General features: G+C 72.5%; 11 protein-coding genes. 5 read left to right on the plus strand and 6 right to left on the minus strand.

All coding sequences use genetic code 11. The features are described from left to right. From AOK11_RS25915 to AOK11_RS25925, 3 genes are all read right to left on the minus strand, one after another. A partial coding sequence (locus tag AOK11_RS25915; protein WP_055596142.1) for an MAB_1171c family putative transporter occupies nt 1–1,194 on the minus strand: 1,194 nt, incomplete at its 3' end. A gap of 76 nt (nt 1,195–1,270) precedes the next feature. Next, nucleotides 1,271–2,482: an MAB_1171c family putative transporter gene (locus AOK11_RS25920; RefSeq protein WP_240497490.1), complete on the minus strand. Its 1,212-nt coding sequence runs from the start codon at nt 2,480–2,482 to the stop codon at nt 1,271–1,273. Continuing rightward, on the minus strand, nt 2,479–3,027 hold the full coding sequence (locus AOK11_RS25925) for a hypothetical protein (RefSeq protein ID WP_055596133.1): 549 nt from the start codon (nt 3,025–3,027) through the stop codon (nt 2,479–2,481). Before AOK11_RS25925 ends, AOK11_RS25920 begins: the two co-directional genes overlap by 4 nt. A gap of 305 nt (nt 3,028–3,332) precedes the next feature. On the opposite strand from AOK11_RS25925, the gene AOK11_RS25930 reads away from it, so the two are divergent. The 4 genes from AOK11_RS25930 to arfA all read left to right on the plus strand — a co-directional run bounded on the left by AOK11_RS25930 (nt 3,333) and on the right by arfA (nt 8,069). Further along, nucleotides 3,333–4,691: an extracellular solute-binding protein gene (locus AOK11_RS25930; RefSeq protein ID WP_055596134.1), complete on the plus strand. Its 1,359-nt coding sequence runs from the start codon at nt 3,333–3,335 to the stop codon at nt 4,689–4,691. After that, entirely contained in the window at nt 4,688–5,629 is a 942-nt protein-coding gene (locus AOK11_RS25935) for a carbohydrate ABC transporter permease (RefSeq protein ID WP_055596135.1), read from the plus strand. The genes AOK11_RS25930 and AOK11_RS25935 overlap by 4 nt, the downstream gene beginning before the upstream one ends. Further along, entirely contained in the window at nt 5,626–6,489 is an 864-nt protein-coding gene (locus AOK11_RS25940) for a carbohydrate ABC transporter permease (protein ID WP_055596136.1), read from the plus strand. The genes AOK11_RS25935 and AOK11_RS25940 overlap by 4 nt, the downstream gene beginning before the upstream one ends. Before the next feature lie 65 nt (nt 6,490–6,554). Continuing rightward, a complete protein-coding gene (gene arfA, locus AOK11_RS25945) occupies nt 6,555–8,069 on the plus strand; it encodes an arabinosylfuranosidase ArfA (protein WP_055596137.1) in 1,515 nt (504 codons plus the stop codon). Nucleotides 8,070–8,102: 33 nt separating this feature from the next. Here the strand turns inward: arfA and AOK11_RS25950 are convergent, their stop codons facing one another. Then, entirely contained in the window at nt 8,103–11,096 is a 2,994-nt protein-coding gene (locus AOK11_RS25950; protein ID WP_055596138.1) for a glycoside hydrolase family 35 protein, read from the minus strand. Nucleotides 11,097–11,535: 439 nt separating this feature from the next. On the opposite strand from AOK11_RS25950, the gene AOK11_RS25955 reads away from it, so the two are divergent. Then, a complete protein-coding gene (locus AOK11_RS25955; protein WP_055596139.1) occupies nt 11,536–12,186 on the plus strand; it encodes a DUF4360 domain-containing protein in 651 nt (216 codons plus the stop codon). A 186-nt stretch (nt 12,187–12,372) separates the two neighbouring features. On the opposite strand, the gene AOK11_RS25960 is transcribed toward AOK11_RS25955, so the two are convergent. Further along, nucleotides 12,373–13,584 carry a PucR-like N-terminal domain-containing protein gene (locus AOK11_RS25960; RefSeq protein ID WP_055596140.1) on the minus strand — a complete coding sequence of 404 codons (1,212 nt, stop codon included), beginning with the start codon at nt 13,582–13,584 and terminating at the stop codon, nt 12,373–12,375. Nucleotides 13,585–13,801: 217 nt separating this feature from the next. Continuing rightward, on the minus strand, nt 13,802–14,743 hold the full coding sequence (locus AOK11_RS25965; RefSeq protein WP_055596141.1) for a hypothetical protein: 942 nt from the start codon (nt 14,741–14,743) through the stop codon (nt 13,802–13,804). Between the last annotated feature and the right edge of the window lie 25 nt (nt 14,744–14,768).

Consider the following 14,768-nt stretch of genomic DNA (forward strand, 5'->3'; position numbering starts at 1 on the left):
CCACACGCCTCCCGCGCCCGACGGCGCGGGAGGCGTGTGGGGCGCGGTGGCGGTGGTGGGGGGAGGGCGGTCCCGGTCCAGCGCCCGGGCCAGTTCCACCAGCCCGCTCGTGCCGGAGACCTCGGTGGCGTGCAGCCGGTAACGGCCGTCCGTCTGGGGCGGTTCCTCGCGGGCGGCGGCCCGGCGCGCGGCGTCGGCGAGCATGGCGGCCTCCGCCGCCAGCCGGGCCTCGTGGGGGGAGCGCCCGGCGGCCAGGGCGTCGTCCCGCGCCCGCTCACGGACGCGGTGGTCGAAGTACGGTGCCAGCGCGAGCAGGGCGTCGTGGATGGAGACCTCGCGCCACTGCAGCCGGACCTGGGGGAGCTGCCACCAGGCGGTGGGCGGCTTGGGAGCGGTGGACGCCGACCGGACGAGGCACCACAGGGGAGCCAGCCGCCGGTGGTCGAGCAGCCCCCGCCACTGGGCGAGCGCCGGGGGCAGCAGCCTCGGCAGCACGAATCCCGCCGAGCACAGCACCGCGCCCAGCGAGGCCATCGGCGGGGCGACGCCGGTGGACAGGAAGTCGAGGTCGTGCCCGTTCCAACGGGCCACGACCGCCGTGTACTTGGTCAGCTGGAAGCCCACCACGTCCAGCAGGGTGCCCAGCAGGATCAGCCGCAGCCCGGTGCGCAGCAGCCCGGTGACCTCACGGGCCCACTTCAGACACACGGCGCACATGACCAGCATGGCCGCGCTGTGCCCGAGCAGGTACAGCAGGATCATCTCCCGCATGAACGGGGTGTTGGCGTAGTACGTGTCGAGGTCGGTCAGCCGCTCGGTGTCCGCGTCGGCGAGCGCGAACAGGACGACGATGGCGAGCACCAGCAGCCCGTACGCGGCGACGCTGCGCAGCACCATGCGCCGCACCAGCTCGCGGGGCCCGCCCCGCCAGTTGATCAGCAGGACGAGCGCGGCGCAGCTGTACGCGGAGAGCATCCCGTAGGTCAGCGGCGCACCGAAGTTGGGGATGCCGGTGAGCTCGTTGACGGCGGCCAGGGTCGCCGGGGCGGCACAGACGAAGACCAGGGCGGCGAGCGCGATCGCCACGCAGGTGGACAGCGTCAGTGGGTCGCGCAGGGCGGTGCGCGGGCGGCGCCGCACCAGGACGGAGGAGATCCCCAGCATGAAGGCGGCCAGGTACACGACGAGACTCATGCCGCGGCGCCCCCTCGCGGCGCGGGGTGCCCGGCGCCACCGGACCGGCGGGGCCGGCCGCCGCGGGCGTCGCGGTTCATACGGCCCCCGTCGGTGTCGCGGGCGCCGCGGCGGACGGTGCCGGTTCCGCCGGCGTCACCGGGGCGGCCGGGGCGGCCGGTGCGGCGCCGGCCAGGACGTCGGCGATCCGGGCCAGTCCGGCCGGCCCCGGGATCCGGTCGAGGAGCCGTCCGGTGCCGTGGGCCGGCGGCAGACGGCGTCCGGGCGCGGCCTCGTCCCGTACCGCGGTGCCGATCACGGCGGCCCAGGCGGCGGCCTCGGCCCATGCGGGATCGGCCGCCGTCCTGAGCGCGGACGCGCGGGTCCGGTCGAACAGGTCCCGGTCGAAGTAGGCGTCCAGGTGGCTCAGCGCATTGTGGATGCTGGTCTGCCGCCACACGAGGAGGGCGGCGGGGGAGGCGAGCCGGGGCCGGGGCAGCCGCAGCGTCCGCCGGACGAGCAGGTCGTCGAGCGCCCGCTCCAGCGGTTCGAGCCGGGCGTACGTCCGCCGGGCCCGCCCCCACCGGGCCACCCGGGGCGTGATCAGCGGCACCAGCACCCCGACGACCGTCAGCAGCGCGCCCAGCCCCGCGGCGGCCGGGGAGACGGCGGTGCCGAGCGCCGCCCAGTCCCGGCCGGACCAGCGGGCGACCACCGCGACGAGCTTGGCCACGCTGTAACCGGTGCCGCACAGCGCGCCCACTCCCATCAGGGTCAGGCCCGCCCGCAGTCCGCCCCGCACCCGGCGCGCCCAGCGCAGCGACGTCACCGCGGTCACGGTCACCGCGATGAGGTGCGCGACCAGGTACAGCACGATCATCTGGGCCAGGTAGGGGGTCGTCGCGTAATAGGTGTCCAGGTCGGTGCGGCGCTCCACCGGCGCGTCCCCGAGGGCGAAGGTCACCGCCACCCCGGCCAGGACGCCGGTGTAGGCGAGAATCCAGCGGCGGGCGGTGCGGCGCACCCCGGGCCCGCCGCGCCAGTGCACGACGAGGACCTGGGAGGCGGCGCCGTAGGCGATGATCGCCGCGTACGTCAGCGGCGCCGCCAGGTTCGGCACCCCGCCGAGACGGTTGATCGCGCCCACCGTCGGCGGCGCCCCGAGGAAGAAGCAGAGCCCGGCCAACCCCAGCACCGCGCAGATGGAGCGCAGATACGGATCGCGCCGGTGCCGCAGCAGGTCCGGGGCCCGCACCAGCAGACCGAGCCACAGCACCCCGCAACTGGCGTAGTTGATCAGGCCGTTCATCGTCTGGTCCCGCGATGGTTGAGCGCGGCGCCGATGCGTCCGGCGAGGTCCTGCGGTTCGCCCGAGCCGTCGCCCCCGGCGGCGAACACGGAGTCGGTGGAGGCGTCCATCCAGGTGCGCAGCCGACGGCCCATCAGCATGCCGAAACGGTCGGCCTCCTGCTCCTCGGCGAGGCTGAAGTCGGTCCGGGCGGCGACAGTTTGACGGACCGTCGGGTCGGCGGCCGGGCGGTCGCCGGATCCCGCTTCCACTTCCATCCGCCGCCGGTTCATGTGCCACACCTCGTGGCAGAAGATCACGATCTGGTGCCACGCGGCGGCCCGTTCGTCCACCACCACGTCGTCGTGGCCCTCCCGCTCCAGCCACAGGCCGCTCGCGGTGTGCGGCGGGAACGCCGCCCGGTGGACGAGGACTTCACGTCCCCGCCAGGCGCCGACGGAGGCGACGAGTGCGTCGAACAGGACCTCGGGATCGGCGGGCACCGGCACCCGGATGGGCTCGATGAGTGCGTCGGCGAGACGACGCATCTCCTTCCTGGTACGCACCGCTCTCTCCCTTGTTTCCCTGTTCCCCCGGGTGATCTCAAGGCCGTTCGAGAGTACGCGCCGTGAGGGTCCACGTCATGCGAACAGGTGTCCCGTCGGCCAGGCCCCGAGATCTTGTCCGAAGCATTGACGCGCCCGCGCCCGCCCCTTACGGTCCGTTCGAAGTTACGGGCGCTATTCGGTATGTCGAACATGCCATCTCGGGCATCCCGACGCACCCGCTTCGGATGCCGTGCACACCTCCTACGAGCAGATCTCCCACGAGGCACCTCTCCGACACGACACCTCGACAGATGAGGCAGGGCATGGGACGACCTGGCCTGAATCGCAGGCACTTTCTGGCCGCGGCGGGCGGCCTGACGGTCGCGGGCAGCTTCGGCTTCGCGGCCCTCGGAACCGGCGCGGACGCCCTGGCCTCCGACGCCGGTACGCGGGTGCGGTACTGGAACCTCTTCAGCGGCGGCGACGGCTACAACATGATCGCGATGCTGGACGCCTTCCGTGAGGACAACCCCGGCATCGACGTGAAGGACTCCACCCTCCAGTGGGGGAGCCCCTTCTACACCAAGCTCGCCATGGCCGCGGCGGGCAACAGGGCGCCGGACCTCGGCGTCATGCACCTGGGCCGCGTCACCGGCTTCTCGCCGGGCCGTCTCCTGGACCCCTGGGACGTCGGCCTGCTCGCCGAGTACGGCGTGCGGGAGGAGGACTTCAACCCCGAACTGTGGAAGCGCGCCGTCGTCGACGGCAAGCTCTACGCCCTGCCGCTCGACATCCACGTCCAGCTCTGCTTCTACCGCAAGGACGTGCTGGGGAAGGCGGGCCTGCTCGACGCCGACGGGCGCATGGTGCCCGTGACGTCGGCCGACGAGTGGTTCGACGTCCTGAAGGAGGCGAAGAAGGCCACCGGGAAAGGGCTGCAGACCATCGGCTTATGGGTCAACGACCAGAACTTCCAGTGGTGGTTCTTCGTCGCCTTCTACACCCAGCTCGGCGGCACCTGGTTCGACGACACCCGCACCGAGGTCACCTTCGACACCGACAAGGCCGTCCAGGTCCTGGAGTTCCTGCGCCGGCACATCACCGATGGGTACGCCGACCCGGGCTTCGGGGGCGGCGCGGGCGCCGAACAGTTCGTCAACGGCGCCCCCTTCGTCTGGGAGGGCAACTGGTCGGTGCCCGTCTTCTCCGGGGCGGAGCTCGACTACGGCGCCACTCCGCTGCCGGCCGTCTTCGGCAAGCCGGCCACCCACGCCGAGTCGCACTCCTTCGTCCTGCCGCACCAGGCGGACCGCGGCGGCGCCGCCAACGAGGGCGCGCACCGGCTCGCCGCCTACGTCGTCCAGCACGCCCGGCAGTGGGCGGGCGGCGGACACATCCCCGCCCACACGCCGACCCTGTCCACGGCCGCGTACCGGGAACTGGAGCCGCAGAACGAGTACGTCACGGCGATGGACCACCAGGCCACCGAGCCGAAGGTGTGGTTCGCCGGGTCCACCGGCATCCTCGCCCAGCGCGTCGGCCCGATCGTCGTCTCCTCGACGATGGGCTCCGCCGGGCCGGAGACGGCCGCCCGCCGGATGAGGAGCACGCTCACCGAACTGCTCGCCACGAAGAACCCGATGGACGGCAGGACCGCCGCCGAGGGAGGTGCGGTCGCATGACGGCGACCGGTGCCGGGACCGTCGTCCGCCCGGTGCGCGCGACGACCGCCGCGGACGGCGCCATCGTCCGCCGCGGACAGGGACTCCAGCACGGCGGCTGGTTCGTCGCCCCGTTCCTCGCCCTGTTCGCGCTCTTCGTGATCTGGCCCCTGCTGCGCGGCCTCTACCTCAGCTTCACGGACGCCAACATCTCCGGCGACGGCGCGCGCTTCATCGGCCTCGGCAACTACCGCGAGGCCCTGAAGGACCCGCTGATGTGGGACTCGCTCGGCCACAGCGCGTACTTCACGCTGCTCGTCGTGCCCTGCATCACCGTCCTCGCCTTCCTCCTCGCGATGCTCGCCCACCACATCGAGCACGGCACGTGGCTGTGGCGGCTGTGCTTCTTCCTGCCGTTCCTGCTGCCCTCCACCGTCGCCGCCAACCTGTGGCAGTGGCTGTTCAACCCGGGCACGGGCATGGTGAACCACGTCTTCGGCATCGGGACGCCGTGGCTGACCGACAAGTCCTACGCGATGCTCGCGATCGTCATCACCACCCTGTGGTGGACGGCCGGCTTCAGCTTCCTGCTCTACCTCGCCGCGCTCCAGGGCATCCCGGCGCACCTGTACGAGGCCGCCGAGCTGGACGGCGCGAACGCCTGGCACCGCATGGTCCACATCACGCTGCCGATGCTGCGCAACATCACCGGGCTCGTCCTCGCCCTGCAGATCCTCGCCTCGCTCCAGGTCTTCGACCAGGCCGTCGTGATCCAGGACTTCGGTCCGGGGCCGGAGGAATCGACCCGCACCTTCGTGCAGTACACCCTCGAACAGGGCTTCACCAGCTACCGCGTGGGCTACGCCTCCGCCGTCTCCATCATCTTCTTCGTGCTCATCGCGGCCGTCGCCCTCGCCCGGATGTGGCTGCTGCGCAACCGTGAGGAGGGCGGCCGATGACCACCACCGCACCGCAGGTACGGGTCGAGCCCCGCCGCAACTGGCCGCCGAGCCAGATCGTGCTCACCCTCGTCGGCACGGCCGTCTCCGTGGTGTTCCTCGCGCCGCTGGCCTGGGCGCTGTTCACCTCCCTGAAGTCGGAGACCGAGGCCGTCGAGGTGCCGCCGCACTGGCTGCCGAAGGAGTGGACCGGCCAGGCGTGGTCGGCGGTCGTCGAGTCCGGCAACCTCACCGACTGGCTCGTCAACTCCCTGGTCGTGTCGGTGTGCGTGACCGCCGTCGTGCTGGTGGTGAGCGCGCTGGCCGGATACGGCTTCGCCCGCACCGAGTTCCGGGGCCGGGGCGCCCTGATGGGCGTCGTGATGACCGGGCTGATGATCTCCCCGGCCGTGCTCGGCGTTCCCCTGTTCACGACGGTGCAGCAGATGGGCATGGTCGACACGTACTGGGGAATGATCCTGCCGCAGTGCGCGCCGGCCGCGATGGTCTACATCCTCTACAAGTTCTTCCAGGGCGTCCCGCGCGAACTGGAGGAGGCCGCCCTCATCGACGGCGCCGGCCGCTGGCGCGTCTTCTTCACGATCATCCTGCCGCTGTCGCGCCCCTCGCTCGCGGCGGTCGGCATCTTCACCTTCATCAGCTCGTGGAACAACTTCCTGTGGCCCTACATGGTCACCAACAACCCCGACCTGATGACCATGCCGAACGGCATCGCGACCGTCATGAACTCCTACGGCATCCAGTGGGCCCAGCTGATGGCCGGCGGCCTCATGGCGGGCCTGCCGCTGATCGTCGTCTTCGTCTTCTTCCAGCGCCAGATCGTGGCGGGCGTCGCGCACACCGGCCTCGCCGGCCAGTGACGCCCCCCGCCGCACCGGCGCCCGTACCGGCCCCGGGGAGACCCGCGAACCCCTGAAAGGAACACATGCGTACCGCCCGCTTCACCCTCGACCCCGCCTTCACCGTCGGCCCGGTCGACCCCCGTCTCTTCGGCTCCTTCGTCGAACACCTCGGCCGCTGCGTCTACACCGGCATCCACGAACCCGGCCACCCCTCCGCCGACGCCGACGGTCTGCGCACCGACGTGCTGGACCTGGTCCGCGAACTCGGCGTCACCGCGATCCGCTACCCCGGCGGCAACTTCGTCTCCGGCTTCAAGTGGGAGGACTCCGTCGGTCCCGCCGAGGAGCGCCCCCGCCGCCTCGACCTGGCCTGGCACTCCACCGAGACCAACCGCTTCGGCCTGTCCGAGTACCTCTCCTTCCTGCGGAAGATCGGCCCGCAGGCCGAGCCCATGCTGGCCGTCAACCTCGGCACCCGCGGGGTCACCGAGGCGCTCGAACTCCAGGAGTACGCCAACCACCCCGCCGGCACCGCCCTGTCCGACCTGCGCGTCGCGCACGGCGACAAGGACCCCTTCGGCATCCGGCTGTGGTGCCTGGGCAACGAGATGGACGGCCCCTGGCAGACCGGCCACAAGACCGCCGAGGAGTACGGCCGCCTCGCCGCCGAGACCGCCCGCGCGATGCGCCAGCAGGACCCCGGCGTCGAACTGGTCGCCTGCGGTTCCTCGGGCCAGTCCATGCCCACCTTCGCCGCGTGGGAGGCGACGGTCCTCACCGAGACGTACGACCTCGTCGACCACATCTCCCTGCACGCCTACTACGAGCCGCACGACGGCGACCTCGACTCCTTCCTGGCCTCCGCCGTCGACATGGAGTCCTTCATCGAGAACGTCGTCGCCACCTGCGACCACGTCGGCGCGAAGCTCAAGTCGAAGAAGCGGATCAACCTCTCCTTCGACGAGTGGAACGTCTGGTACATGACCCGCTGGCAGGAGCGGGCGACGACCTTCGCGCAGGACGACTGGCCCGAGGCGCCGCGCCTGCTGGAGGACAACTACAGCGTGACCGACGCCGTCGTGTTCGGCTCGCTCCTCATCGCGCTGCTCCGGCACGCCGACCGGGTCAAGGTCGCCTGCCTCGCCCAGCTCGTCAACGTCATCGCCCCGATCCTGACCGAGCCGGGCGGCCCCGCCTGGCGGCAGACGACGTTCTTCCCGTTCGCGCAGGCCTCCCGGCACGGGCGCGGCGAGGTCCTCGACGTCCGCGTGGACTCACCGACGTACGAGACCGCCCGGTACGGCACGACCGACCTGCTGCACGCCACCGCCGTACGCGCCGACGACGGCACGGTCACCGTCTTCGCCGTCAACCGCGGCCGCACCGAGCCGCTGCCGCTGGAGATCGCCCTCGGCGGCCTCGGCCTCACCTCGGTCGTGGAGCACACGGCCCTCGCGGACGCCGACCCCGACGCCCGCAACACCCTCGCCGAACCGGAGCGGGTCACCCCGCACACCGTCGGGGGCACGACCCTGACGGACGGCGCACTCGAAGCCGTCCTGGAACCGCTGTCCTGGAACGTGATCCGGCTGGCGTGAGCGTGCCGGAGGGGGCGGGTGGAGGCGCGCGGGTCACCGTCCCGGCGACTCCACCGCCTCCACCGGCACTCCGCCGCGCGCCGCGCCCACCAGGGTCAGCCGCGCCCGGCCCGGCCCCGAGGGGGTGGTCCCGTCGGACAGCACGGCCAGGGCCAGTGTGTTGGTCCCCCGTGTGCGGAGGATCCCGTTCGGCAGCATGAAGGTGTGCTGCGGGCCCACGTCGTTGATGTACTGGCCCATGTTCCAGCCGTTGAGGAAGATCTGGACGCGGTAGGCGCGCTCGGGCTCGTCCTCGAGGACGAGCCCGACCGACGCGTCCACGCCCGGGTCGACGTCGAGCCGGAACTCCGTCCGGTACCAGGTGACCCCCTGCCGCCGCCGGTCCTCGCGCGGCCGGCCCACGGCCTCCCAGGCGTTCCGGTCCCGGTCGTCGCCGTATCCCGGCAGATGCCAGCCCTCGCGCTCCCCGTACAGGCCGCCGTTGTTCAGCGCCCCGCGCACCCGGTCCGGTGCCCCGGCCCCCTGGATCCGCCAGCTCACCTCGGGGGAGGCCCCCTCGAAGCCGACGCCGGTCAGTCCACGAGCCGCCCGGCGTGTACCGCGCCCGGCCGTCGTGTCCCCCTCCTGCTGCATCCGCCGTACGAGCACGGACAGGACGTGCTTGCCGCGCTTGCGCAGCCTCTTGGGCACGCGGAACGTCGCGGTCGCGGTCCAGGTGCCCCGGTCCGCCGTGTCCTCGTCCGGCACCGGCATCCGGTGCGTGCCCAGCGGCTTCCCGTCCAGCCAGGCCATCAACAGCCCCTGCGTGCCGGTGCTGTAGGACAGGGACACCGACGTGGCGCCGCGTGCGTCCTCGAAGCGTCCCCGGTACCAGACGTCGCCGTAGTGGAAGCCGTAGTCGTCGGCGAACAGGACGGGACGGCCCTCGGGCACGGGCGTGGTGCCCGGGGAGGCGGTGCGGTCGGCGGCCGTCCACCGGGCGTCGTCGAAGTCCGGTTCGGACTCCGGGTTCTCCGCCCGCCGCCGCCAGCCGGTGAGGGCGGGCAGGGACGGCGCGGGCGTGCCGGGCATCAGCCCCTCCATCACCAGGCACCCGGCCCTGCTGACCGTGGTGCGCACCGGCTGCCCGTTCCAGGTCACGGCGGTGATCCCGCGCGGCGCCCACACCTCCAGGCCGGTCTCGCCCGTGATGTCGCCGGTGAGGTGGACGGTGGAGCCGCGCAGCGTGGCGGACCGCAGCAGCGGCGGGCCGTAGACCAGCAGGGGGCCGGACGGGGTCTCGTAGGGCCACAGCCGCTGGGCGGTCGCGTCGTCGGCGAACAGGAGCAGCATCGGCGTCTCGGAGTCGCCGCCCTCGATCAGGACCCGGCTCAGCCCGCCCACCCCGAGCGGCGTGACCACGTTCAGCCGGCCCCGGTCGTAGGACCAGGCGGGCTCGAGGTCCAGCCGGTTGGTGAGCGGCTGGACCTCGCAGTCGAGGACGACCTGCGCCGTCTCACCGGCCCGGCCCACGAACGCGGCGATGTCCTGCCGCCCGACGGTCATCGCGAACATGGGCTGCGCGGTGGTGAACGCCAGCCTGCGCCGCCCCAGGTCGAGCCCGGTGACGAGCAGCTTGGCGTCCCGCGCGCCGACCGTGACGGGCACGCCGACATCGGTGCCCGGCAGCGCCGACCTGACCTCCTCGGCGGAGTCGTTGCGCAGGACGTACACCTGGGCGTCGGTGTCGGGGTTGGCCAGGTGGTAGACCTTCAGCCGGTCGTCCTCGGGCCGCACCGCGGGCGCCGGTTCGAGGCGGGCGAGGTCCGGCACGGTCCGCAGCAGATGCCCGAGCTGCTGGAGCGGGGCCAGCTTGGCGGTGGGCCGGCGGGCCTGGTCGATCGGGGCCCCGTAGTCGTACGAGGTGTAGACGTGCGGCGAGGCCAGCCACCCCCACGAGGTCCCGCCGGCCGCCACGCGCGTGTTGTGCAGGGTGATCCCGTTGGCGAGGCCGGTGAGAAGGCTGCTCCGCTCGTACGCCGGGTCCCACCTTTCCCGCACCTCGATGTACCCCTTGCCCCGGGAGGTGACCCCGCCCCAGGGGTCGGACGCGCCGACGGCCGCCCCGGCGACGAACCCGGGAGTGCGCGCACTGGCCCGGGCCCCCTTCCCGCGCCCGCCGAAGTGCCCGAGGTCGGCCGGCGCCTCACCGGGTACGGGCGAGGACTCGAACCCGTACAGCCAGTCGCTCTTCCCCTTTTTCGCGCCGGTGGGGAAGGATCCGGGCGCCCACAGGCCGTCCGCGCCGCCGTCGTTGTGGAACAGCGGCACGTCGATCCCGTCGGCGCGCACCTTCCCGAAGAGGTGGGACATGTAGGCGCCCGCGCCCGCCGAGCCGCTCCCGCCCCGTCCCTCGTACCGGTCCTCGATCTGGTACAGGAGCACGGTGCCGCCGCCCCCGGTGAACAGATGCCGGACGGCGATGGCGTCGACGGCGCTCAGCCACGCGTCCACGTGTCCCAGGTACGCGGGGTCCGCGGCCCCGGCCGCGCCCTCGGCGACCGTCAGCCAGCCGGGGAAGCCACCGGCGTCGAGGTCGGCGGTGCCGAGGTACGGCCCGGGGCGCAGCACGACGTACAGCCGCTCCTCGGCCGCCGTCGTGAGGAACAGGTCGAGGTCACGCACCCCGGTGAAGTCGTGCCTGCCGGGCGCGGGGGAGTGGACGTTCCAGGGGACGGGGACACTCACCGCGTTGTGGCCGTGGGCGCGCAGCTTCTGCAGCACGTCCCGCCACAGGGAGGGGCTCGGCAGCCGGAAGGGGTGCATCTCGCCCGACCAGAGCACCAGTCGCCGGCCGTCGACGAGGAGCGAGTACCGGTCGAAGCCGACCTCGTGCCGCCTGCCGTCCGCACGCGGCGGGGCGGGCGGCGGCCCTGTCGGCACGGCACGCGTCCCGTTCGTGCCGGTCGCCGTCCCGCTGCCGGTCAGCGCGAGGCCGAGCGCCGCCGTGCCGGCCAGCGCGGTGAAGGTACGCCTGCTGAGCTCCAAGGGAGCCGCCTCCTGTTGTGCCGCTGGTGCGGCCGCATGGGGCCGCGGGTGGTGCCGTCGGGTGGTCCTGGTCCCCCGTGACGGGTGGTCCTGGTGGGCCATTGTCTACGCCCGGGCACCACGGTGTTCACGCCAGGTTCTCGGTACGTCCGTTTCGCCCGGTACGAGTGACGCGCGCGCGGGCTGTTCCCATCGCCCGTTCCCTGTGAACACCCGGACCGCCCGGCGGGGGCGAATGGCCGGAGTTCACCCTGCCCGCGCCCCGGGGCGCCGCCTACGATGCGAGCGCTCCCGGCCTTCACATCGCCTTCATGTCTCCTTCACGAGGGCCGGGAGTCCGTGTGCCGACATGTGTGGAGGCCGACCGGCTTCTTGTCAGGTGCATGACTCTTCAACCATCACGTCCCACTCACCCCCCACTGAACCGACAGGGAGAACCATGGCTGGTGGCCTGCTCCTCAGCACCGCGGTGGCCGCGCTGCTCACCGCCTCGACACCCGCGCACAACCCGTCGACCGGGTTCGTGGACCCGCCCCCGGACAGGATCGTCATCAAGGTCGCCACGGTGAACGGCTCCGGCTGTCCCCAGGGCACCACCGCGGTCGCCGTCTCCGAGGACAACACCGCGTTCACGGTGACGTACAGCGACTACCTCGCCCAGGCGGGCGGCGCCTCCGATCCCACCGCCTCACGCAAGAACTGCCAGCTCAGCCTCATCGTCCACGTGCCCCAGGGCTTCACCTACGCCATCGCCAGCGCCGACTACCGCGGCTTCGCCGCCCTCCAGCCCGGCGCGACGGGCACGCAGAGGGCGTCGTACTACTTCCAGGGCTCCCCGAACACGGAGTACCGCACCCACCCCTTCGCCGGCCCCTACGACGACAACTGGCAGGCCACGGACACCACCGACTGGGCCCAGCTCGTCTACGCCCCCTGCGGCGTCCAGCGCAACTTCAACATCAACACCGAACTGCGCGTCGGCGTCGGCACCTCGTCCCCCGGCAAGGTCAGCTTCATGACGATGGACTCCACCGACGGGGACATCAGCACGACCTACCACATGGCCTGGAAGGAGTGCCCCGGCTCCTGACGGGGCGACAGGCGCGCGGCCCGTGCGTCCGGCCCCCGGCCGCACGGGCCGCACACCGGTCGCCGCCGCAGGCATCCCCTGGACGCGACGACCCGTCTGGACGCGACGACCCGTCGTGTCACCGTGCGGTGCGCGGGCAGGCCGGCCCGCGCACCGCACGGTGGGGAGAGGGCCGGCTGCGGGGAGTCACTCCTGGCCTGCGCGGCCGCGCAGGTGGAGGGCGCGCAGGGCCGCTTCGAGGGCGAAGCGGTGGTCGGGGTCGCTGAGGCTGTCGCCCAGGTAGCCGTCCAGGTTCCGCAGGCGGTAGCGGACGGTCTGGGCGTGCACGCCCAGCATCTCGCCGACCTGCTCGGCGGGTGCCCGGGTGGAGACGTGGACCCGGAGGGTCTCGACGAGCCGGTCGCGCCGACTGGGGGACAGCCCGCCGAGGGGGGCCAGTTCGCGGGCGGCGAGGTGGTCGACGAGGGCGGGATCGGACAACAGCCACAGGGTCGTCAGATGGTCCGCGCAGGGGATCAGCGGGGCGTCGGGCACGACACCGTCGTCGACGAGCTGGAGCACCCGGCGGGCCCAGCGGACGGAGTCGGCGGTCTGCGCGAGCGGCACGGTCAGGCCCACCGCGGCGCGGGTGCCGGCCAGGGCCGTGCCGAGCATGGTGAGGCGCTGCGGGGTGAGGTCCCCGGGGAGGAGCAGATACGGCTGCGGGATGTCGAGATCGGCGAGGACGTCGTCGTCGAGACCCGCCTGGATGTGGTGGGGCACCGGGGGACGGAGGGCGACGAGGGTGCACTCCCGGGGCAGTTCCCAGGCGGCGGCCTCGCACAGTTCGGAGACGGTCGCCCGGGGCAGCGGCGGCGCGGCCAGGATCAGGTGCAATAACTGTCTTCGTAACGCGGACACCTCGGACGCGCTCCGCTCCCGCACCTCCACGTACCCCTCGCGGGTGACCGCCTCCAGCTCCTCGACGTACGCGAAGAGGGCGTCCGCGAAGGCGAGGACGAGGGCGGGGGAGAGGTTGTACTGGCGTCCCACCGTCTTGGCGCGGCGCAGCGCGATGCGGGCGCCGAGCCGGTAGGCGCCCTGCAGGGTCTCCAGGTCACGGCCCTCGTAGGCCTCCACCCGGCCGAACCTGCGCAGCAGTTCGTCCCGCGGTTCCGAGCTCTGGCCGGGGTTGGCCACCCGGTCCACGAAGGCGGCCAGCGTATGTTCCACACCCTGGCGGATCGCGTCCCCGTCGGGGCCGTCGAACAGCCGGCCGTACACCGGGTAGGCGCGGGTGACCTCCGCCCGTATCTCGTTCAGCAGCCCCGGCAGTTCCGGCCGGATGAAGGCCGCGAACTGTCTGGGGAGGGGGCCGAGCGGTTCCCCGGCCTCCGGTGACCGTGTGATCGAGGGCATGAGTCACCCTTTGCTCTCAGATGTGTCCGGCGGGGCGACCGGCCGGGCGCCGTTCCGCCGGAGGGCGGATGACGTCCGGCCGGGTCCATGGGGTCACGCCGTTCTGGCACGCTGAAGCTAAATCAACGCGGTTGCCTTGTACACGCTTTGAGCAGAAGTGACGTACGGGGGCACCGGCCGTCCAGTGGGACGGCCGGGAACCGCCCTTTCGTGGCTGTTACTTGACGGCGGAGTGCCAGTTCTCCGCGAGTACCCTGCCGGCGTCGGGGGCGACGGTGCCGGGCGCGTTGAGGCCGGTGAGGTGGGTCCGGGTGTTGTCGAGGGTGAGGCTGTTGTTCCCGGCGGCGGAGGGCAGCCCGGTCTTCGCGTTGACCGCGGCGTTGATCAGGCCGACGTTCAGACCGCAGCCGGTGGCCGCGGGGACCGCGAAGGCGCTGTCGTTCTGGGTGGCGCCGGTGAGGTTGATCCGGCTCATCTCACCGGCCTCGTCGGGGGTGCCGTCGCCCTGGAAGAAGCTCATCCCGAACTCGGGGTAGTTGAGGTTCTTCGGGCGCAGCACGATGGGGTTCGAGGCCGTTCCGATGTAGCACTTGCCGCCCAGGAGGGGGTTCTCCAGGTGGATGCGGACCGGGAGGGCGACGATCGGCAGGTCCGTGAGGATGCCCGCGGTCTGGTCGAAGGCGTAGGGCGCGCCGACGGACTCCATGGTGGCGGTGATCCTGTTGAGGCTGGAGTCGTCGAGCGTCCGGCAGATGGCCGTGATCACCGGAACGTCGCTCGGGCACATCAGGCCGAGCAGGCCGCCGGGGACGGTGGCGGAGTCGGCGACGAGGGCGCCGGAGGGCGGGGCGACGACGCTGCTGGTGCCGTCCGCGTTCTGCACGACGCCGATCTGGAGATTGGTCCTCCCCGTGACCACGGTGGTCTTGCCCAGCTTGATGGAGCCGCCGGCGGAGGCGGAGACCACGCACTGCGGGGTCTTCCGGAGGCCGTCGGCGGCCAGCATCGGCGCGGAGTCCACGGGGCAGCGGGTGGAGGGCGCCCACTCGCCGTTCAGCGCGGGGTCGGCGGCGGTGGCGGTGCCCAGGGAGGCGAGGGCGCCGAGCGCGGTCAGCGCGGAGACGGTCGCGAGTCTGGCGCGGGTGGAGAACCGGGGCATGGTGGGGCCTTCCGTGGAGGAGGGA

The sequence above is a fragment of the Streptomyces hirsutus genome (assembly GCF_001418415.1).
GTDB lineage: Bacteria > Actinomycetota > Actinomycetes > Streptomycetales > Streptomycetaceae > Streptomyces > Streptomyces hirsutus.